At 46.1% G+C, this 20,390-nt stretch carries 18 protein-coding genes; 10 read left to right on the top strand and 8 right to left on the bottom strand.

The genetic code is table 11. The features are described from left to right. Positions 1–35 precede the first annotated feature (35 nt). Together JOD21_RS11670 and JOD21_RS11665 are read left to right on the top strand one after the other, a co-directional pair. The gene (locus JOD21_RS11670; protein WP_204729791.1) at positions 36–1,049 is read left to right on the top strand and encodes an ABC transporter permease; all 1,014 of its coding nucleotides are present in this window, start codon (positions 36–38) and stop codon (positions 1,047–1,049) included. 2 nt (positions 1,050–1,051) lie between these two features. Continuing rightward, positions 1,052–1,720 (top strand): ABC transporter ATP-binding protein, encoded by a 669-nt coding sequence (locus tag JOD21_RS11665; protein WP_204729790.1) that lies wholly within the window; start codon positions 1,052–1,054, stop codon positions 1,718–1,720. Positions 1,721–1,803: 83 nt separating this feature from the next. On the opposite strand, the gene JOD21_RS11660 is transcribed toward JOD21_RS11665, so the two are convergent. From JOD21_RS11660 to JOD21_RS11635, 6 genes are all read right to left on the bottom strand, one after another. Beyond that, positions 1,804–2,307 carry a hypothetical protein gene (locus tag JOD21_RS11660; RefSeq protein WP_204729789.1) on the bottom strand — a complete coding sequence of 168 codons (504 nt, stop codon included), beginning with the start codon at positions 2,305–2,307 and terminating at the stop codon, positions 1,804–1,806. A 175-nt stretch (positions 2,308–2,482) separates the two neighbouring features. After that, positions 2,483–3,937 carry a PTS mannitol transporter subunit IIBC gene (locus JOD21_RS11655; RefSeq protein ID WP_204729788.1) on the bottom strand — a complete coding sequence of 485 codons (1,455 nt, stop codon included), beginning with the start codon at positions 3,935–3,937 and terminating at the stop codon, positions 2,483–2,485. 24 nt (positions 3,938–3,961) lie between these two features. After that, on the bottom strand, positions 3,962–4,399 hold the full coding sequence (locus JOD21_RS11650) for a PTS sugar transporter subunit IIA (protein ID WP_204729787.1): 438 nt from the start codon (positions 4,397–4,399) through the stop codon (positions 3,962–3,964). Between the two features lie 13 nt (positions 4,400–4,412). Beyond that, positions 4,413–5,573 carry a mannitol-1-phosphate 5-dehydrogenase gene (locus JOD21_RS11645; protein ID WP_204729786.1) on the bottom strand — a complete coding sequence of 387 codons (1,161 nt, stop codon included), beginning with the start codon at positions 5,571–5,573 and terminating at the stop codon, positions 4,413–4,415. Between the two features lie 30 nt (positions 5,574–5,603). Beyond that, entirely contained in the window at positions 5,604–6,164 is a 561-nt protein-coding gene (gene hxlB, locus JOD21_RS11640) for a 6-phospho-3-hexuloisomerase (protein ID WP_204729785.1), read from the bottom strand. After that, positions 6,165–6,869 carry a ribulose-phosphate 3-epimerase gene (locus JOD21_RS11635; RefSeq protein WP_204729784.1) on the bottom strand — a complete coding sequence of 235 codons (705 nt, stop codon included), beginning with the start codon at positions 6,867–6,869 and terminating at the stop codon, positions 6,165–6,167. A 175-nt stretch (positions 6,870–7,044) separates the two neighbouring features. On the opposite strand from JOD21_RS11635, the gene JOD21_RS11630 reads away from it, so the two are divergent. The 3 genes from JOD21_RS11630 to JOD21_RS11620 all read left to right on the top strand — a co-directional run bounded on the left by JOD21_RS11630 (position 7,045) and on the right by JOD21_RS11620 (position 9,520). Beyond that, positions 7,045–7,794: a DeoR/GlpR family DNA-binding transcription regulator gene (locus JOD21_RS11630; protein WP_204729783.1), complete on the top strand. Its 750-nt coding sequence runs from the start codon at positions 7,045–7,047 to the stop codon at positions 7,792–7,794. A gap of 366 nt (positions 7,795–8,160) precedes the next feature. Beyond that, positions 8,161–9,162: a tRNA dihydrouridine synthase gene (locus JOD21_RS11625; RefSeq protein WP_204729782.1), complete on the top strand. Its 1,002-nt coding sequence runs from the start codon at positions 8,161–8,163 to the stop codon at positions 9,160–9,162. Between the two features lie 112 nt (positions 9,163–9,274). Further along, complete coding sequence (locus JOD21_RS11620; protein ID WP_204729781.1) at positions 9,275–9,520, top strand: hypothetical protein; 246 nt, start codon at positions 9,275–9,277, stop codon at positions 9,518–9,520. Positions 9,521–9,579: 59 nt separating this feature from the next. Here the strand turns inward: JOD21_RS11620 and hpaB are convergent, their stop codons facing one another. Continuing rightward, the gene (gene hpaB, locus JOD21_RS11615; protein WP_204729780.1) at positions 9,580–11,016 is read right to left on the bottom strand and encodes a 4-hydroxyphenylacetate 3-monooxygenase, oxygenase component; all 1,437 of its coding nucleotides are present in this window, start codon (positions 11,014–11,016) and stop codon (positions 9,580–9,582) included. Between the two features lie 232 nt (positions 11,017–11,248). On the opposite strand from hpaB, the gene JOD21_RS11610 reads away from it, so the two are divergent. The 4 genes from JOD21_RS11610 to JOD21_RS11595 are packed head-to-tail and all read left to right on the top strand — an operon-like array spanning position 11,249 to position 15,207. Then, on the top strand, positions 11,249–12,328 hold the full coding sequence (locus tag JOD21_RS11610) for an iron-siderophore ABC transporter substrate-binding protein (protein ID WP_204729779.1): 1,080 nt from the start codon (positions 11,249–11,251) through the stop codon (positions 12,326–12,328). Between the two features lies 1 nt (position 12,329). Beyond that, positions 12,330–13,364 carry a FecCD family ABC transporter permease gene (locus JOD21_RS11605; protein WP_204729778.1) on the top strand — a complete coding sequence of 345 codons (1,035 nt, stop codon included), beginning with the start codon at positions 12,330–12,332 and terminating at the stop codon, positions 13,362–13,364. After that, a complete protein-coding gene (locus JOD21_RS11600; RefSeq protein WP_204729777.1) occupies positions 13,361–14,392 on the top strand; it encodes a FecCD family ABC transporter permease in 1,032 nt (343 codons plus the stop codon). Before JOD21_RS11605 ends, JOD21_RS11600 begins: the two co-directional genes overlap by 4 nt. Further along, the gene (locus tag JOD21_RS11595; protein ID WP_204729776.1) at positions 14,392–15,207 is read left to right on the top strand and encodes an ABC transporter ATP-binding protein; all 816 of its coding nucleotides are present in this window, start codon (positions 14,392–14,394) and stop codon (positions 15,205–15,207) included. Before JOD21_RS11600 ends, JOD21_RS11595 begins: the two co-directional genes overlap by 1 nt. 293 nt (positions 15,208–15,500) lie before the next feature. Here JOD21_RS11595 and JOD21_RS11590 read toward each other — a convergent pair whose 3' ends face one another. Further along, the gene (locus JOD21_RS11590; protein WP_204729775.1) at positions 15,501–16,685 is read right to left on the bottom strand and encodes a glycoside hydrolase family 113; all 1,185 of its coding nucleotides are present in this window, start codon (positions 16,683–16,685) and stop codon (positions 15,501–15,503) included. 448 nt (positions 16,686–17,133) lie between these two features. On the opposite strand from JOD21_RS11590, the gene JOD21_RS11585 reads away from it, so the two are divergent. Next, positions 17,134–20,325 carry an AfsR/SARP family transcriptional regulator gene (locus JOD21_RS11585; protein ID WP_204729774.1) on the top strand — a complete coding sequence of 1,064 codons (3,192 nt, stop codon included), beginning with the start codon at positions 17,134–17,136 and terminating at the stop codon, positions 20,323–20,325. The last annotated feature ends 65 nt before the right edge of the window (positions 20,326–20,390 follow it).

The raw sequence follows: 20,390 nt of genomic DNA, 5'->3' as shown, positions 1-20,390 counted from the left end.
AGATTGGACCTATCAGTTCAACAGGAGGAAAAATGATGAACCTTGCATGGAAAGAAATGAAGAAAAACAAACTGAAGTTTTTTATTCTGGGCAGTATTGTCTTTCTCGTGAGCCTGCTGACCTTTGTGATCTCAGGGCTTGCGAATGGCTTATCAGAGGATAACGCCTCGCTGATCCGCAATATGCCTGAGGGTCAGTTTCTCATGAGCAGCGATGCAGAAGAAACCTATTCTATGTCCGTGATCGACCCCGGGCTGCGTGATCAGGTAATTGATGAACATGGCGGCTATGCCATGTCACTTCAGATGGGTTTTTTAACTGATGATGAAGACCGGCAGACGGGTGTGGCTTTTGTTCATTCAGGAGATCAGCACGTATCAAACGGCAATATCATACTTGATGAATCCCTTAAAAAAGACTATCAGACCGGCGATCATCTGATACACGAACAGTCCGGCACCACATTTACAGTCGCAGGATTTGTTCCGCAGGCAAAATTCAGCCATGCACCCTCTGCCTTCTTATCAGCAGACGACGCTGAGCAGATGACGCGCACAAAAGCTTCCCAGCTGATCTTTGTGCCTGGTAGTGATGAACTCAGCGCATCCGGACTGACTGCCTTTTCTAAAAGTGAATTTTTAAATACGATTCCCAGCTACAACGCGGAACAGCTATCGCTAAATATGATCGTCTGGTTCCTGATTGCAATCAGCGGGATGCTGTTTGGGATCTTCTTTTATATGATGAACGTTCAGAAAATCGGGCTGTACGGTATTTTAAAAGGAATCGGGGTGAAGACACGGGACCTGTTCCGGATGATGTGGACGCAGCTCGTCATTATCACCCTGATCGCGCTCGCTGCATCACTCTCTATAGGCTTTTTGCTGAATGCAGTGTCTCCGGGTGACCTGCCCTATCTGCTTGCACCAGTTACAGCTTTTCAGCTCTCAGCTGTCTTCACTTTAGTCGGGTTTCTTGGCGCCACACTATCAGGTATACAGATTAAACGTATTGAGCCGCTGCAGGCGATCAGACAGGGAGAGGTGTAAAGATGATGGAATTAAAACAGATCGAAAAATCATTTTCAGCAGGCGAAGTGTCGGAACAGGTGTTAAAAGACGTGACGCTGACCATCGAAAGCGGCAAACTGACTGCATTAACCGGTGTATCCGGATCCGGAAAAAGCACACTGCTTTCAATTGCAGCCGGCCTGCAGTCCACGACTTCAGGCAGCGTACTTTTTGACGGTCGCGACCTGACTGCGCTCGATCAGGAAGCCTTAAGAGCACTACGCGCCGGATCATTCGGCTTTATCTTTCAGTCATCGTACCTTGTTCCGTTTCTGACAGCCGCTGAACAGCTGGAGCTCATGCTGAAAACCTCAGGCAGAAAGCTTTCTAAAAAAACAGCCCCTGCTGAGATCAGCCGCATACTCACCAGGGTCGGAATGGAACACCGCCCAGACGCACACCCTGACACCATGTCAGGCGGCGAAAAACAGCGGATCGCGATCGCAAGGGCCTTGATCCACCAGCCAAAAATCGTCTTCGCTGACGAACCGACCGCTTCACTGGATTCGAAGCGGTCACACGACATCATGAAACTGTTAAAAGACATGACAACAAACACCGGGACAGCTGTTCTGATGGTGACACACGATGAGGAAATGCTTCGTTATGCGGATCGTGTAGTGGAGATGCGGGATGGGCAGATTAAGTGATATCTACTGCACTGCCTGGACGGGGGTTAAAGTGCCCATCCATGACACTTTAACCTGCGCTTCAATATGGTCGTTTACCTGTTTTACAGTTTCATCTCATTCATCCGCTGCTGATAATAGCCGAGCACATAGTTGTCATACACCTCTGCAAGCTTAACCACCAGCACCGCTCCATACGTCAGTGATTCCCATCCGTTATCAGGCTCCTCTTCCAGAGCCTGTTTCATCGCTGAGAGAACTTCCTGATCAAAGGGCCTGTCGTGTAAAAGAGGACTTGCAAGCGCACTGCTAATAAATTCGTACACTTCAGAACGTCTCTGCGCTTCATCGAGCAGGTTAACGACGTCACAGCCAAGCGCTACAAGTGCTCCCTGTCTCAGGATCTCAGCCTCTTTTGCCTGTAGAGAGATGCTGCCTTCACCGACTTCTGTAAGTAGGAATCGCTTATAATCAATTGGTTCAAAGTCAATGTTGTGCCCGAATCCGCCATACATTCGGGTCATATCATGGTACATCCACAGGATATGCTTGATCGTATTCCGGCACTCGTCAAATTCATCCCATGTCAAAATGAAAGAATTGTTCATTTTCCCTGACCTCCGAAAACATTTTTTACCATTATATAACAAACACTGATCTCCATAACAGTTTTCTGTAAGAAAAATCATATTCTATGTTGAATAGAGGTTTTTGAAAATATTAAAGCTGACCCGGCGTTGTTTTTAGTTGCAATCAACGCCGGGTCAGCTCTCTATGTCATAACTATCCTTTTTCCTGCTCCAGCTGATCCAGCAGCTCATCAAGACTCGGGTCATTCAGATAACTTTCAATCGTAATAATTCTTTTATCGTCATGAGCCATTCTTGCGCGATCAGAGAGGTTTTTGTGAACGACGATGATATCTGAGTGCTCAGGGACATCCTCGATTCGATAATGCTTAACCTCAATGTCTGTGATTCCTCTCTTTTGGAGCTTCTTTCTGAAGGTGGTTGCACCGAGCGCACTGCTTCCCGCTCCGGCATCACATGCAAATGAGATTTTGCTTACGTTTGTTGTATCTGCAGATTCTGCTGAGAAATTCATCAGCTGCTTTCCTTCTGCTTTCATTGATTGTGACTTCGCAAGTGAGCTGCTGAAGTCAGCTTCTTCATCTTTATTTTTATCAAGCTTCAGGATCACGGATGTTACCGCAAATGTTACTGCTGCAGCAACCAGTACACCTGAGATGATGCCAAGGAAGTTTCCTCTTGGTGTAAGAGCCAGGTAAGCAAAGATTGATCCCGGACTCGGTCCTGCTACAAGACCTGCATCAAACAGGCTGAACACTGCAATTCCTGACATACCCCCTGCGATCATACCGATGATTGTAAGTGGTTTCATTAGTACGTACGGGAAATACAGTTCGTGAATACCACCAAGGAAATGAATCACAATCGCACCCGGCGCTGTTCTCCTGGCTATCTTTCCACCAAATAGCGTGAATGCAAGAAGTAGTCCAAGACCCGGTCCAGGGTTTGAAGCGACTGTAAAGAAGATGGATTTCCCGGCTTCAACTGTTTCCTGCAGTCCAAGCGGATAGTAAATCCCCTGATCAATCACGTTATTCAGGAACAACACTTTCGCAGGTTCATTCACAATAGATAGCAGCGGCAGGAAGCCTGTCGCCACCAGCGCCTGAATGGCTGATGTCATTGCTTCATTCAGAGATTGAATGACTGGTCCAATGAACAAATAAGAGATGATCATTAAACCGAAGCCTAAAATACCGATTGAGAAGTTGTTAACGATCATTTCAAAGCCGGCAGCAATTCTGTTTTCAATCAGCTTATCAAACTTCTTGATCACATAACCGCCTAATGGTCCAATAATCATTGCCCCAAGGAACATCGGAATATCAGATCCGACAATCAGTCCGATGGCACCGATCGCACCCATGACAGCCCCTCTTTGACCGGCAATCATTCGTCCACCGGTATAAGCAAGCAGTAACGGCAGCAGGTACGTAATGGCTGGTCCGACAATCTGTTCAAGCTGCTCGTTTGGAATCCAGCCAGTCGGAATAAAGAGCGCAGTTAAGATACCCCAGGCAATAAAAGCACCGATATTCGGTAAAACCATGTTGGTTAAGAAGCCGCCCATCGCCTGGATCTTTGCACGAATTGATGGCTTCTTATCGCCGTTTTGACCGTATTCCGGAACATTCGCTACGTTTGTCATTACATTCATCCCCTTCTTTTCGTTTTATTCCAGTGATTCAATCAGATTCAGGACCTCTTCTTCGTCTGTTGACTGCTTTAACTGCTCCATTACGTCTTCATCGATCAATAAGGATGACAAGTCTGAAATTAACTCCAGGTGACCCTCGCTGTCTTCAGCCGCAAGTACAAAAAGAATATTTACATTTTTCTCCTCAGGGTAAGTTACACTGTTTTCAAGCTTCAGGAATGAGATCCCCGTTTTCAATACACCACCTTGATTCTGGGCGTGAGGCATTGCAATACCCGGCGCAATCACGATATATGAGCCGTTGATTTCAACATTTTTAATCATATCCTGTACATAAGATTCATTAATAAAGCGCTTACTTAAAAGTGGTTCTGCAGCAACTTTAATTGACTCCTCCCACGTGGACATACCGTTTGCAAAGTGAATATTTCCTTTTAATAAATCTGCTAGCATGATTGTCCCTCCTCTAATTGAGCGCTGACGCTTTTAAATCGTTGTATTTATTCAATATTTTACTTTGAAGGTTTTGATCTTTTATACTGCTGATGTTTTGAATCGCTTTTTCGATCCCGTTCTCTGCAATGTAATTCTGAAGCTCGACAGCTTCCTCATCTTCAGAGGTATCGAATAGAAATCCTGCAGCAATGGCTGTTGTCAGATGCTCTACTGAATAACCTGCTTCAAATAACGACACTGTGGGATGAACGAGCCGCTCGCGAAGTCCGAGCTTTCTAAGTGGGGCTCTGCCGACTCTTTTCACGTCATCATCTACATGCGGGTTTTTAAAACGGCCGAGCGTCTTTTCGATAAATCGGTCCAGTTCTTCAGGGTCAGCCTGAAATGTCTGTACGATATAACCGGCAGCCTCCTTCATTGCGCCTTTCACCAGCGTTTCAAGTTCAGCATATTGAAGTGTTTCTCTGATCGTATGGCATCCCTTCAGATAGCCAAGGTAGGCAGCTGCTGCATGTCCCATATTCACGATATAGAGCTTTCTTTCGATGAAAGGAGTCAGGTCCTGTGTGTAAGTGACGCCCTGAAGCTTTGGCAGACCATCATCCACCTTTTCAGACTCATCAATTACCCATTCATAAAATGGCTCTACGATCGGGATCTCTACACTTTTACTTTGCCTTGATAACGCCAAACGGTCAACGGCAGTATTTGGGAAAGCAATGAAGGCGCCAAGCTCTTTCATTTCCTCCTGCGTCAAGTATTCAGCCACTTCTTTTTTCAACGTTGAACTCGCATTGATCGCATTTTCATTGGCCATCACATTGAGTGGCTTAGGATTTTCAACAGCTCTCTTTTTCAAGCCTTCAGCAAGCACACCCGCTACCTTTGACAGGTTCTGGACGCCGACTGACATCGTGATGATATCTGCATTTACAATCCTGTCAACTACAGCATCTTTTTGTGTCATACTGTTTAATGCGGAGACAGGTGAAATGGTTTCCATGCGACGATCATCACTCAGCAGCTCAATATCATAACTGTTACGACTATTGATCTGATCAATCATTTGCTGATTTACATCAACAAAGCATACATCATATCCGTTCTTACTCAGCAAGTAGCCGATAAAACCTTTACCAATATTTCCCGCTCCAAAATGTACTGCCTGCATGTCCTCATCTCTCCTTTCTCCTGCGATTCTCTACTCCAGGTTTGCGTGATACTCCCAGAGATTTTTCATATCAATATCCTGTTCCTTAATCATCATTAACGCTAATGTGTCCCCAAGTACCAGCAGACTTTGTTCAAATAAACTTGTCATCGGCTGGATCGATGGAATTTCATTTGGTCTGTTCAGCTTCGTGCTCACAGGAATTCGGACAAATACGTCTGAGAATTCTCTCATTGAGCTTTCAGGATTCGCGCCAACATGCGCAACCCTTGCATTGTGCTGCTTTGCTTTTTTCGCAATGATCAGCGGGAAAGCAGTCTCCCCGCTTCCTGACCCGACAATCAGAAGATCCTTATCTGTAATCGCCGGTTCAGTGATCTGTCCGACAACATAAGTGTTGACGCCGAGATGGGCCAGTCTTTTTGCAATCGATTTTAAGGAAAGTAAAACCCGTCCTACTCCTACAAAAAATACTTTATCCGCACGGCTGATTTCCTTCATTAAAAGTGCCACTTCTTCATCGTTGACATTTTGAAGCGTATTAGCCAGTTCGTTTGTAATTTCCTTTGCAGATTCATGATAATGAGTCATTTACTTTACCTCCTCATATAAACCTTCTGTGATTTTTTCTTCCATCAGCTTTTTGTTTTCTTCAAGGCTCTGCCCTTTAGCAAATAAGCTTGTACTTCCTGCGACCAGAATGTCTGCTCCGGCTTTTACGAGTTCCGGAATTGTCTCAAATGAAACGCGTCCATCGACTTCAATGCGTGTATCCAATCCTTTTTCATCAATCAGTTCACGTAAATCCTTTACTTTCTGAACCGCATAGGCAACCTGCTTCTCATTCTTATCCGTTGCAAAGCCAGGGTTGATCAGCATCAACAGGACAGTGTCACAGTACGGCAGGATATATTCGAGTTCTGAAAGCGGCGTTGCAGGGTTCAAAGCAATACCTGTACGTAAGCCACTTTTCTTCACCAGTTGAAGATGTCTGTCCACGTGATTACTTGTTTCTAAATGGAACGTAATCTGCTCTGCACCAATTTGAATCATTTCCTGAATGAAGTACTCATTGTCTTTAGCCATAACATGCACATCAAATTTCATGTTTGTGCGTGTTTTTAATTGTTTGATCGTATCTATGCCCAGAGGCATGCTTGGACTGAAATATCCATCGATGACATCGACATGTAAAAGGTCTAGCCCTAATTCTTCTATATTCTTAACACCTTGTTCTAAGTTACAAAGATCAGCGCACATAATTGATGGTGCGATATCGATTTTTCTCTTTTGCATTTTTGTGCCTCCTTGTGCGTGTTTTTGCTTGTTTAAATCATTATAAGCGCTTTCATTAATTATGTAAAGCCTGTTTTTGCATTTTTTAGCGCGTTTAATGCGCGAAAGTTTTCGTGTTTCCCTTCATTTGTGGTAAAATAAAGATAATTCCAGATGAACAAAGGGGATCGATCAAATGCTAAAAGAGGAAAGACAACAAATAATTGTAGAGATATTAGAGGAAGAACATAAAATTATTGCCACCGACCTGAGCCGCAGGTTATCCGTTTCAGAAGATACAATCAGAAGAGATTTAAAAGAACTGGATAAGCAGGGACTGATCAAACGTGTACATAGCGGTGCCCTCAGAGTAGGTCCGCCGGTAGTGGATTTCACCACGCGTCAGCATATATCCAGTGACATTAAAACGATCCTGGCTAAAAAGGCAATGGACTTTATCAAGGATGAGATGGTGATTTTGATTGACGGAGGCACGACGAACCTGCAATTTGTGAATCAGCTGCCTCTTACCTTAAAGGCAACGATCATTACAAATAGTCCTCCGATCGCAATGGCCCTTGAAGATCATCAGGATGTAGAGGTCATTATGATCGGGGGAACGCTTTTCAAGCAATCAATGGTTACGCTCGGGATCGACACAGTAGAGGCGCTTGAAACGATGAGAGCCGACCTCTACATTATGGGCGTCTATAATATCGATCCGCATATCGGGATCAGTGTACCGAGTATTTCTGAAGCGCTTGTAAAAAGGAAAATGGTCAATGTATCAGCTAAAACCCTGGCGATGGTGACGTCTGATAAGCTTGATACTGTATCAAACCATATTATCTGCCCAACAAGTCAATTGACGTACCTGATTACGGAAAATGTGAATGACCGCGTGAAGAAGCTTTATGATAATCAGGAGATTGTAGTGGTTAGTTAATTAAAAATGAGCCTGTTCATATAGACTGAGCAGAGAGACAAAATGATATCTTATATAACTTTCCAAGTGGAGCGAAGCGTAAGGCGGCGATTCCAGCAGGAGAAGCCGGACAGGTGAGACCCCGCAGGTGCGAAGCATCCGAGGAGGCTCACCGCCGGCCCTGCGGAAAGCGTCCGCCTGAAGCGCAGCGTAACGATTACATCCTCCAAAAGTTTTCTTCCACACTTTATAAAGCCCCCTCCCCTTGCACTTTCACCCAAATCCTATTAAAGTATATAAAGACCAAAGTCAAGCGAAACTAGTCATTGATGATTTTATATAATACGTTGGGAACGTGTTTCCTCTATAGAAAGGGTTCAGATAGATATGAAAGATAATTTCTGGCATGAGTTACCGCGTCCATTTTTTGTGCTTGCACCGATGGAAGCAGTGACGGATGTCGTGTTTCGTCATGTTGTCAGTGAAGCAGCGAGACCTGATGTGTTTTTTACGGAGTTTACGAATTCTGAGAGCTACTGTCACCCGCGCGGTAAAGACAGCGTAAAGGGGCGGCTTACTTTTACTGAAGATGAACAGCCGATCGTTGCGCATATCTGGGGTGATAAGCCTGAATATTTCCGTCAGATGAGTATCGGGATGGCTGAAATGGGCTATCGCGGTGTGGATATTAATATGGGCTGTCCTGTGCAGAACGTCGCAGCGAACGGAAAAGGGTCGGGGCTGATCCGACATCCGGAGACTGCGGCTGCCATTATTCAGGCAGCAAAAGCTGGGGGCCTTCCAGTCAGCGTGAAGACGCGTCTTGGCTACACGAATGTGGATGAGTGGCATGACTGGCTGAAGCATATTCTTGAGCAGGATATTGCCAACCTGTCGATCCACCTGCGTACGAAAAAAGAGATGAGTAACGTGCCTGCGCACTGGGAGCTGATCCCTGAGATCAAAAAGCTTCGCGATGAGATCGCACCGCATACGCTGCTCACAATTAATGGTGATATTGAGGACCGTCAGATGGGTCTTGAGCTTGCTGAAAAGTACGGAATTGATGGTGTGATGATCGGACGCGGGATTTTCCATAACCCGTTTGCATTTGAAAAAGAGAAAAAAGAGCATACAAGTGAGGAACTGCTTGATCTATTACGTCTGCAGCTTGACCTGCATGACAAGTATTCAAGAGAGCTTGAGCCGCGTGCCTTCAAGCCACTCCGCCGATTCTTCAAGATCTACGTCCGCGGATTCCGTGGAGCGAGTGAGCTGAGAAATCGCCTGATGGAGACAGAAACAACAGATGAAGTACGTGATCTGCTGAATACGTTCATGGAGCAAAATGGTGTGAATGAAGAGCAGGGATTTTCGGTTTCTAAATAAGTGAAGCGCAGGCTGGGACAGACCCCCGCCTGCGCTTTTTCAATATGTTACAATAAAAACATTTAAAGAAACAGGATGATTTTTCAAAAATGTATATAAAGGATGACTGTTCGTGTATTTAACAATTTCAATTATTTTAGCAGCGATCTTAGGCTACCTTTTAATGATGATGGGTCCCCTGATTGGTGGACTGGTTGCTTTTGGTATTGTTGCAGGCTGTTTATTCAGAGGGCTATATCTGCTGAATAATATACATAAGAAATTATCAGAAACCTACCCAACATTAACAAAAGCAGAGGCGGCTTATGAAAAGCACCTGAAAGAGCTGGACCGGAAGCACAGGGAGCACCGTGAATAGGAGTCCGGTCTGGCGTTCTTCAACACATCAGCCAATGTCCTGAAAGTCCGGCTATCATTTTACTGGCGCGCCAGAAATGCCTTTACCATGCTAACCGAATCCCCTCTGTCATACCTGCTGTACAGCTGATCTGCAAGCCGGACTGGATCCCCAAAAAAGAACCGCTCATATAACTGCTGCCTCGAACCAAAGGCACTCATCGACAAATCCCATGCAAGCCGGAACAATTTGACCCTTTCATAACCATTCTGACAGGCAGTCTGAAGATGATGATTCAATAGATCCTTTTGATCTGAGGCAAAATCTTTTTCAGAAGGAATCGCGACCAGCCCGCTTGCGCTCATCAGCTGAATGATTTCGATCAGACGCGGATAAATCCCTGGATAGTAATTCACCGCAGCCAGCAGCGGATTCGCATCAGGCGTCATCGTGCCCCACTGATTGATTTTTGCGTTCCGCTCAGATTCATATAAAAATCCCCTCATTGCTTCAAGCGCCATGGCCACTTCTGAAAACTTTTCTCTTATATGCTGGTATTCACTAATGTTGATGCCATCTATAATGAGTTGAATCATACCGAGGATAAACTCTGTTTTAATCACGTTTTTTGATACGACCTGATGAGCCGTATGTTCAAACATGTCACTCTGGCTGTACAAAAGCTTCTTGACGATTGGACTGCCATGCAAAAACACCCGCTCCCACGGAACAAGGACATTGTCAAACACAACAATTGCATCCATTTCATCATACCTCGAGCCAAGCGGATGGTCGAAATGAGTATCTTTATAAACAAAGGACTCCCGGCATATAAATGACAAGCCAGGCGTATTACAGGGAATCGCAAATGCATAGGAAAAAGCTTCATCATCTATGTTCGATGGCACTGGATAAACCAGAATTTCATCTGTCACGCCTGCCTGTGTGGCTAAGATCCGGGACCCGTGTATGACGATGCCGTCTTCCGTTTTCCTGATCATCCGCGCTGCAATCTGCTCACTTTCTCCATCCTGTTTGCCACGGTTATTCTGAGGACTGACAAATACGTGGGTTAAAGATAAGTCATGCTCCTTCACGTATTGATAATAGTTCCTGATATTTTCAGCGCACCTTTCATCTTCAGCGGTAAAAAGGTCCGCAGCAGCATTTAATACCATTAAAATCGTATTCATATAATCCGGAGACCTCCCCATCATCCCGACGTGACTCTTTGCCCATTCCTGAATCATCAGTCTTCTTTTTTCCAAATCTTCTTTTGTCTTCGGCTCTAAAAAAGACATGCCAACACGATTTCCTGACTCTTCAGAAACGAACGTCATGACGTCTTTTAATGCTGGCTGATGCTGAAGATCATATAGCTTCGCCTGGCTTGCCATGACACCTTTAAAGGCTGCATGGTCTGAGATATTGCCGGTAATGCGGCTCCCGTCCAGCCAGATATTCGTTTTTAGCTGATTGATCCGCCTGATATATTGCTCCCCCGTTGAAATACCCATTGTCATGCGCTCCTTCCCTGGAAAGATCCTTTAATATACATATGAATCCGAAGAGATTTGGTGTATGTCGGGACAATACCCTGCACCCGCTAAATAGTGATGTGATGATTCACAAAATTGTTACAGCTTATTGCAATCGCTTTAAATCGTGTTGACATAAGAAGTAATAGCGTTTAAAGTTATGATAATGATAATTGTTATCAATTAAAAACTGAAAGAAGGAATTAATCCAATGGGTATGAAAAGAAAGTCTTCTATATTTACCTTATCAATGTCAACAATGCTGATGCTTGCACTTGCAGGCTGTTCAGATGACTCTTCAACTGAAGATACAGGAGCGTCAGAAGACACAGATACAGAAACGACTGAATCGACTGACACTGAGGCATCTTCTTCTGAATATCCAATCGTCATTGAACACGCTTTAGGTGAAACAACGATTGAAGAAAAACCTGAACGTATTGCGGCGATTGCATGGTCTAACCACGATGTACCACTTGCTCTTGGCGTGATGCCGGTTGGATTATCTGCTGCAAACTACGGCGTGCAGGATGACAGCGGGATGCTTCCATGGACGGCTGAAGCAATTGAAGAAATTGGCGGGGAAGAACCGGTGCTTTTCCAGGATACAGACGGCATTGATTTTGAAGCGGTAGCCGATGTTGATCCTGATGTGATTCTTGCTACATATTCAGGTCTGACGCAGGAAGAGTACGATACATTAAGCCAGATTGCACCGGTCGTTGCTTACCAGGAAGCGCCTTGGGTTTCATCGTGGCGGGAGCAGGTAACATACAATTCAATGGCAATGGGCATGGCTGAAGAAGGTGAACAGCTGATCGCGGATACTGAGCAGCTGATTGCTGATAAAGTAGCAGAATATCCTGAATTCGAAGGGAAAACAGCTGCATTTTTAAGTGTTAACGCTGCTGATCTTTCTTCATTCTTTGTGTATTCACCTGAAGATCCGCGTGGTGCTTTCCTTGGTGAGATCGGCATGGAATATCCGGATAGTCTGTTAGATGAATTTACTGATCCAAATGCATTCTATATTGAAGCAAGTGCAGAAAATGCTGATATGCTGAATGATGCTGATGTACTTGTTTCTTACGGAGATGAGAATACGCTCGAAGCGATGCAAAATGATCCGATTCTTGGTCAGGTGCCTGCAATCGAAAGAGGATCAGTTGTGATTATCGGGGACAACACACCGCTTGCAGCAGCAGGTACACCAAGTACGCTTTCAATTGAGTACACGATTGACGAGTACCTGTCACTTATGTCGGAAGCTGTCAGTAAGCTAGAGCAGTAAGATGAATGATCTTTCCGTTACAGCACAGAAGCAGTGGCATTTGCCGAAGCATTTCTTTAAGCTGCTGGTGATCTCTCTGATCCTGTTAGCGGTATGTATATTTGCTTCACTTGCATTCGGATCGCGGGCCATCGCAATGAATGACATTATTACAGGTTTATTCAATGCTGATGTTCAGACCCATGAAGCAAATGTTGTACGGCAGAGAATTGCAAGAACAGTATTCGGCTTAATGTGCGGCGCAGCACTTGGGGTGTCCGGGGCACTGTTACAATCAGTTACCCGGAACCCGATTGCTGACCCGAGTATTCTCGGTGTGAATACAGGGGCTGCATTGTTCGTCGTTTGCGGGATTGCGTTTTTCAACATTAACAGTTCAGCACAGTTTATTGTCTTTGCCCTTGCAGGTGCAATACTGACTGCTATTTTTGTATACGGAATTGGTGCAATGGGTCGTGGCGGTGCCACGCCCCTTAAGCTCGTTTTAGCGGGCGCTGCGACAAGCGCTGCATTATCATCACTTGTCATGGCTGTGATGATTCCCCGTTCGAGCGTCATGGACCAATTCAGATTCTGGCAGGTAGGCAGCGTTGGGGCCGGCACGTGGGATTCAGTCACGGTATTTATTCCATTTCTCGTTGTTGGTCTGATTATTGCTGTTGTCACAGCACCTGCACTGAATGCGCTGGCTTTAGGTGATGAAGCTGCCAAAGGGCTTGGTGTGAAAACAGGAACACTCAGACTGATTGCCGCGCTTGGCGGCGTCATGTTATGCGGTGTGACAACCGCGCTTGCAGGACCAATCGGCTTTATCGGTCTTCTGGCGCCTCACCTGATCCGGCTGATGATCGGACCGGATCTGCGCTTTATGATTCCGATGTCTGCCATCTCAGGTGCGATTATTCTGAGCATTTCAGACGTCGCAGGACGCGTACTTGGAAGTCCCGGAGAGCTTGAAGTCGGTGTTGTCACAGCGTTCGTCGGGGCCCCTGTGTTAATTTTGATTACAATGAAAGCGAAAATGCGTGCATTATGATGAACGAATTGATTTACCCTATAAAATCAGGAAGAATAAAAAGACAGCGCAGATTTCTTACTGTCACGATCATTCTGGCTGTTCTTTCCTTTATACTAGCCGGTGCAATGCTGATGATCGGCAACACGATCTATCCGGTCTCAGACGTGATTGGCGTACTGATGGGTGAGGATGTCAGCGGAGCCTCTTTTGCAGTCGGAACCATCAGGCTGCCAAGAATGATTGCAGGTGTGTTTGCAGGATTTGCATTTGGTGTGGCAGGTCATGTGTTCCAGACGATGCTCAGAAACCCGCTTGCTAATCCGAATGTCATCGGAATTACAGCAGGGTCCAGTGCTGCTGCTGTGTTCAGCATCATTGTGCTGCAGGCCAGCAGTACGTTTGTGTCGGTATCATCTGTTATTGGCGGTCTGGTTACTGTACTCGTTATTTTCACGCTTTCGAGAAGTACTTCATTTTCCATCGGTCGGTTAATTCTTGTTGGTATCGGGATTCAGGCGATGCTGAATGCAGTCGTATCCTACCTGCTGCTGATCGGACAGGAGAATGATATTCCAACTGCGATGAGATGGTTGACAGGGAGTCTGAACGGGGCTACTACTGAAGGTTTGTATCCATTAATTGTCACCGTCTTGATTTTTTCACCGATTATTCTTGCCCTGGGCAGAAGGCTTGATATGCTTGAGCTTGGTGAACAGGCCGCAACATCACTTGGCGTTAATACGGGTCAGACACGATTTCTACTCGTTGTCAGCTCTGTCATGATTATCGCTTTAGCCACAGCCGCTACAGGGCCAATTGCTTTTATCGCGTTCTTATCCGGACCGATTGCTAAAAGACTTGTCGGTGCAGGCTTCTCAGGAACGATCCCGGCAGGCCTTGTCGGTATTATTCTGGTACTCGCATCTGATCTGATCGGTCAGTTCGCCTTTACTGCACGGTATCCTGTAGGCGTCATCACAGGAATTCTTGGTGCACCTTACCTGATTTACCTGCTGATCAGAATGAATCAAAAAGGAGACTTATAATGAAACAGACACATACTTTCCGTACTGACAACCTGATTGCCGGATATGATCAAACGCCTATTCTTCATAACATTGATGTTACGATTCCAAGTAATGAGATCAGTATCATCATTGGTGCCAATGGCTGCGGAAAGTCCACCCTTTTGAAGACGATGGCGAGACTGATCAAGCCGACAGCCGGGGAGGTAACAATCGGTGGTACACCGATCCATAAAATTCCACCGAAGAAGCTGGCACGCGTGCTTGGGCTGCTGCCTCAGACACCGATCGTACCTGAAGGCATTACTGTTACAGACTTAGTCGGCCGGGGACGCTTCCCGCACCAGTCATTTATGAAAGGCTGGAGCCAAAAAGACTATGAAGCTGTCAGTGAAGCCATGGATATTATGAATATTACAGAATTCGCTGACCGTCATATTGATGAACTCTCAGGTGGTCAGCGCCAGCGCGTCTGGATCGCCATGGCGCTCGCTCAGCAAACGGACATCCTGTTTCTTGATGAGCCGACTACTTATCTCGATATTACCTATCAGGTGGAGATCCTTGATCTGCTCACTGATCTGAACCGTAAATACGGCACGACGATTGTGATGGTTCTCCACGATATTAATCTGTCTGCCCGTTATGCAGACCATATCTTTGCACTGCGTGAGGGAAAACTCATTGCAGAAGGAGATCCATCAAGCATCATTACAAGCCCGCTGATCGAAGAGATCTTCGGACTGAAATGCACAGTCATGAAAGATCCGATTTCAGGCTCGCCTTTTGTTGTGCCGATTGGGAGACATCATAATAAGGTGAGGAAGCATTCCTAGAAGGAAGTCTGGGACAGACCCAGACTTCGCTCAATGCGGCAGTTTGAGGCTGAAGGAATCGCAGGGTGTGCTGTCGACCGGGGTGAGGGAAAAACATCGCATTCTGATGTAAATAGTACCAGACGCAGTTGCGCTGAAGGAATCATTGTCATTCTGAGGGAATTCCCTCGCAAATTGATGGAATCATTTCAACATTGAAGGAATCGCCTTCCACTTCGAAAGAATGAAAACGGGTGCTCTGTCCAACCCGATCCGTTACGGAAGCCGGAGCCAAGCCTCCAGCCTCCTCCCTCTCACGGCACCACTATCCATCCGGTGGGCTCTCCTTTTAAAAGTAGCTTCCTGATCACATCTTCTGCCGGTCCATGAAGCGGGGAGTAATCAACGGTCTCCACGTCCACTTCCTGATCAAGTGCCACCCCCCACCAATAGATCCCTTTACTTAAAGGCTTCAGCGCGCTAAAAGTTGCTGAATAATAATTCGCCTGTGCCTGTCTATCCACAACTCCATCCGGCATGCTCCACGCATAAGGCGTCCGGTGAGCTCCGGCAACCGGTATCATACCGGCTTCTGTGATGATCACTGATGGATGGTCAAGCTGCTTTGAAAGATCAACTGTCCATTGCTCCCAGGCAGCTGACAGCTCTTCAACGTCAGCACTATCCGGCGCATCAAGTGGAAAGTAGGCGTCAATGCCGACGTGATCAAGGTGCTGCACAAAATTAAGAGATGACACACTTTCAACTGTATCCCAGTTAAAAGAATAAATTAAATCCCCACTATACCGCCCTCTAATGGCATTAATCAGCTCAATCCATTTATCGCTATAGCTTTCCATCGAATTAAGCTCAGTGCCAATATTAAAATAAGAAACCTCATTAGCCTCCGCCAATTCAGCGTATTCGAGCAATAATGACTGATAGCTGTCAAACCAAGCAGCGGGATCACCTGGCTGAATTTGCCCCCTCCAGTGCCCGGTCGCAATCAGGCTTTGCTCATCCATGGTCGGACGCAGCATTACACTTAACTCTTCCCGCTGTGCCGCTTTAATCAGGCTATCCAGTGAAGATAAAGAAGGCGTCATAACAGCATCTGCACTTACTTCACTCGCCTGCCAACCTGACTGATAAAAAGGAAAAGTAATCGTGACACTATTCATACCAATTTCCCTGAACTGTTTAAAATAAATCCCGGCTCTCTCAAGATCCGGCTGCCCGTACACCAGTAAATTCATTCCTGCCTGAAACTCGCCCACTTCATACTTGCGGTCGGGCGGCTTTGGCTCAGGTGTAAACTGTCTGGCACCTGACCTGTTTATGTATTCATCCTCTGAAGACTGAATAATAGTCACTGTCTGACCTTCAGCAGGCTGCCCGCTGATATGATGACGTATCCGTGGATCATCCAGCTCAAACTGTACAAACAGTATCAAAGCCAAAACAGCACATACCACCACACTGATTCGCATCTTATTCATCACCCACTCAATCCCTTTATCAAAGATATCTAAACAGTGCAGACTGTAGGAGATCAAACGGTCCCCCTGTTTAAGCTTATGCAGCAGGAGGTTGATATATGACAAATATAGGAATGAAAACTTGACTGAGACAGATTTCGCTAAATGACGCTTTTAGGGGGCTGAGGAGAATCGCAAAGCCTATTGAAGGAATTATCAATTGAAGTGAAGGAAATAATATCGTGCGCTGATGGAAATAGCTCCACACGCCATTGTGCTGAAGGAATTAAGGCGATGTCCAGGTCAGACCATCTCGCCTTTCCAGAAAGCTCAGCCCATCCCTACCCCATCCCCCCATATTTCTACACTTCTCACACCCTTGTTTTGATATACTAAAATCAGTCAAAATGTAAGCGTTTTCTATTTTTCTACCGGAAAATCAGAATGTACAAGTACTGGAGGTGACTGAATGAATACACCGATTCTTGAATCCAAAATTAAAGCGCCTGCTACATATTCAAGTTATCTGCGGCGTGCAGCAGTCAGTGCGAAGTTGAAGCAGTTATACCGCTCGCCTTTGACGCTGATTCACAGCGGGGCCGGCTATGGGAAGACGTCTTTACTTTCTCATGTGCTTCAGGATGAAAAGAGGCTGTACAGCTGGTATACCGCTCAGGAAGATGATGATGATATTCAGCCTTTTCTGCTTTATCTGATGGCGAGTATTGAGCGGGTGTTGCCGGGTGTGGACAGTGATTTCAGCGAAAAGCGGACGCTCCCCCATTATCCGAAGCCTTCTGACCTGCAGAACTGGGTCACTTCTTTTATCGAAGCACTGGCACCGATAGATGAAGAGTTTGTCATTGTCATAGATGATTTTCATACGATTGATCACGTATTCAGTATTAATTTTTTCATGGAAAAAGTGATCTCCTTACTGCCGGATACGGTTCATATCGTACTTTGCAGCCGCCAAAAGCCACGCTGGTCCAACCTTTTAAAGCTGCGCAGTGCCGGTCAGCTGGTTGAAATTTCTTCTGATGACCTTCAATTCAAGGCTGAGGAGATCAGGTATTTTTACGAGGACACTCATCAGCTTCAGCTGACTGACGAAGCAATCTCGGATATTTACCGTGTAACGGAGGGCTGGGCGATTGCGATCCAGCTGATTGGAAGCTATCTTGCAGGCTCAGGTGAATCTGATTTTTCACTGCCTGATCTGCCCACTGATGAGCTTTTTCAGTTTCTTGCACAGGAGGTCGTCGGCAAGCGCTCCACCGATGAACAGCTTATGCTTTACCAGCTTAGTCTGACAGAGTCATTCGATCTGCAGGTCATTGAGTATTTTTACAAAGAAAAAGGTAAGCGCTTACTTAAGGAGATGCTCCATTCTCATATGTTTGTCCATCAGATCGGGGCGTCACATTACCGGTTCCATGCGCTGTTTCATCAGTTTTTGCAGGATACTTTTCAGGCGGAAATGCCGGAAGCTTGGCTTTTACAGCATCAGCAGCTCGCTGATTATTATGCGGGCCGGAATAATGTGATTCAGGCAATGAACCATTACCGGGTTGTCAATAATCAGCAGCAGATGGCTGAACGGGTGAATGAGTTCGGTCCGCAACTGATTGCACGCGGTCAATTCGATTACCTTGAGGATCTGCTGAATCAGGTTCCTGATCGTTTGAAAAACAGTCATTATTCGCTATATCACCTTGCAGGAGAAGTTTACCGCTACAAGGCTTATTACGAGAAGGCTAAAGCTGCTTATCTTGAGTGCGCTGAGCGGGCCCGGGTGCAAAAAGATATCTATACCGAAGCCAAATGTATGATCGGGATTGCATCAATCTATATTGATACGATTCAGCCGCTCTATGCTGAGCCTTACCTGGACAGCGCTCTGACACTTGCCGGTTCAGTTTCAGACTTTGACCCCGAGATGATTCAGGAGTGGAAATGTCTCCGGATTGAGAACCTTGTTAATCTTGGTCAGGCTGAGGAAGCTGAACATCTGATGGAACGTTTTGGGATGCGGATTGAAGATCTTCCCGCACATAACACTGATGTGCGCCTCCACCTTAGGAGAGGGCGTCTTGAAGAAGCACGTGCGACCGTACTGAGTAAAAAACAGCAGACGGCTGTGCTGCCTGAAATGTTTCGTGAGGGAACGATTCTTGGGTCATTTATAAGATCGATGCTTGGAGAGGCTGATGACGCGCTGACACTGGCTGAACGTGGAGTGGAACATGGGCGCGATGAGAGATCGACCTATATTGAAGCGGTTGGCTACGTACGTAAAGGTCATGCGCATATGATCTCGCCTGTGAGAGAGCTTGATGAAGCACACAGCTGTTACAGAAAATCGATTGAATTGCTGACAACGTATGACCTGAATCGCGCAAAGGCTGAACCGCTGATGGGTCTTGCAGCAGTGCTTGCCATGCAGGGTCTGATCGATCAGTCTGCTGAAGCCTATGATGCAGCGATCCGGGAAACTGAAAAGGTACAGGATAACTGGCTGTCTGCATATCTGCTGATTGGCAGAGGTCACTTGCGGGGTCAGCAAAGCCGCACGGATGAGGCGGTTCAAGATTTCAAGGAAGCACTTGAGCGTTTCCTGCGCTGCGGCGACCGGTTTGGAGAATTCATCACGCGCTATTATCTGCAGACCCGGCATTTTGAACAGACGTCCACCTTTAATAAAGAAGACCTGGAAAAACTGGCAGATCTCTTTCTGACTGAGTCATTTGATTTTTTCTTCAAAAATCATTCGCTCTTCGGACCTGTTGACCCTGCAGAGACACTGCCTTTCTGGTATGAAGCAGCGAAAGAATTGTCTGAGGGAAAACGGCAGAAAATATATAGAAGACTCGGGCTGACAGAAGAGCTCAGGCCCCCTTCCTACACGCTGCATGTCAGACTGCTCGGTGCATTTCACGTAGCAAGAGGCACACTGTCTATTCCGGAAAAAGAATGGCGCCGTGAGAAAGCGAAAGAGCTGTTTGCGCTGTTCGTGCTGAACCGTACCCGGTACCTGAATAAGCAGGAAATCTACGATGAATTGTGGCCTGAGGTCGGACCCGAGCAGGCAGAACGGGATTTTAAGGTGACTTACAATGCAATGCTCAAGGCGATTGAACCGGAGCGCGAGGCCAGGAGAGAATCTTATTTTATTGAACGCAAAGGGCTGCTTTACAGGATCCGGCCGGATGTAAGAATCCTGGTTGATACGGAACAGTGGCAAAGCGGAGTTGAGAAATCTCCGGAGATAAAAGACCCGAAGCTTCAGCTGCGTGTCTTGAAAAAGACGGTCAGCTTGTATCAGGGTGAGCTGTTTGGAGAGCGGGTGCCGGACAGCAAATCAATACGCCGCGAGCAGGAGCAATTCCATCAAAGTTACTTAGAAGTGATGGAGCGGATTGCCCAGCTGTATACGCGCCTGCAGGATTATCATAAAGTCATCTACTGGGCTGAGAAGATTCTTGCTGAAGATATCACCTGGGAGGAAGCCTACCGCCTGCTGATGTTCGCTTATTATCAGAAGAAAAACCGCAGGCGTGCAATGGAACTCTACTCCTCGTGTGAGAGAGTTCTTCGTGAGGAGCTTGGTGTCTCCCCAATGGAAACGACTGAAAATATGTATGACCTGATTCGTCTCTGATTCGTTCAGAGACGTTTTTTTGTTGTAACTCATTTGTAACTCCTCCTGCATACACTTGCAGTGAA

This window comes from Jeotgalibacillus terrae (genome assembly GCF_016908195.1).
GTDB lineage: Bacteria > Bacillota > Bacilli > Bacillales > Jeotgalibacillaceae > Jeotgalibacillus > Jeotgalibacillus terrae.
This window is presented reverse-complemented; position numbering and strand designations above follow the sequence as displayed.

Bases quoted from the DNA above. Each gene is read 5' to 3' on its own strand.
- JOD21_RS11670 (WP_204729791.1), top strand. From the start codon at position 36: ATGAACCTTGCATGGAAAGAAATGAAGAAAAACAAACTGAAGTTTTTT.
- JOD21_RS11665 (WP_204729790.1), top strand. From the start codon at position 1,052: ATGATGGAATTAAAACAGATCGAAAAATCATTTTCAGCAGGCGAAGTG.
- JOD21_RS11660 (WP_204729789.1), bottom strand. From the start codon at position 2,307: ATGAACAATTCTTTCATTTTGACATGGGATGAATTTGACGAGTGCCGG.
- JOD21_RS11655 (WP_204729788.1), bottom strand. From the start codon at position 3,937: ATGACAAACGTAGCGAATGTTCCGGAATACGGTCAAAACGGCGATAAG.
- JOD21_RS11650 (WP_204729787.1), bottom strand. From the start codon at position 4,399: ATGCTAGCAGATTTATTAAAAGGAAATATTCACTTTGCAAACGGTATG.
- JOD21_RS11645 (WP_204729786.1), bottom strand. From the start codon at position 5,573: ATGCAGGCAGTACATTTTGGAGCGGGAAATATTGGTAAAGGTTTTATC.
- hxlB (WP_204729785.1), bottom strand. From the start codon at position 6,164: ATGACTCATTATCATGAATCTGCAAAGGAAATTACAAACGAACTGGCT.
- JOD21_RS11635 (WP_204729784.1), bottom strand. From the start codon at position 6,869: ATGCAAAAGAGAAAAATCGATATCGCACCATCAATTATGTGCGCTGAT.
- JOD21_RS11630 (WP_204729783.1), top strand. From the start codon at position 7,045: ATGCTAAAAGAGGAAAGACAACAAATAATTGTAGAGATATTAGAGGAA.
- JOD21_RS11625 (WP_204729782.1), top strand. From the start codon at position 8,161: ATGAAAGATAATTTCTGGCATGAGTTACCGCGTCCATTTTTTGTGCTT.
- hpaB (WP_204729780.1), bottom strand. From the start codon at position 11,016: ATGGGTATTTCAACGGGGGAGCAATATATCAGGCGGATCAATCAGCTA.
- JOD21_RS11610 (WP_204729779.1), top strand. From the start codon at position 11,249: ATGGGTATGAAAAGAAAGTCTTCTATATTTACCTTATCAATGTCAACA.
- JOD21_RS11605 (WP_204729778.1), top strand. From the start codon at position 12,330: ATGAATGATCTTTCCGTTACAGCACAGAAGCAGTGGCATTTGCCGAAG.
- JOD21_RS11600 (WP_204729777.1), top strand. From the start codon at position 13,361: ATGATGAACGAATTGATTTACCCTATAAAATCAGGAAGAATAAAAAGA.
- JOD21_RS11595 (WP_204729776.1), top strand. From the start codon at position 14,392: ATGAAACAGACACATACTTTCCGTACTGACAACCTGATTGCCGGATAT.
- JOD21_RS11590 (WP_204729775.1), bottom strand. From the start codon at position 16,685: ATGAATAAGATGCGAATCAGTGTGGTGGTATGTGCTGTTTTGGCTTTG.
- JOD21_RS11585 (WP_204729774.1), top strand. From the start codon at position 17,134: ATGAATACACCGATTCTTGAATCCAAAATTAAAGCGCCTGCTACATAT.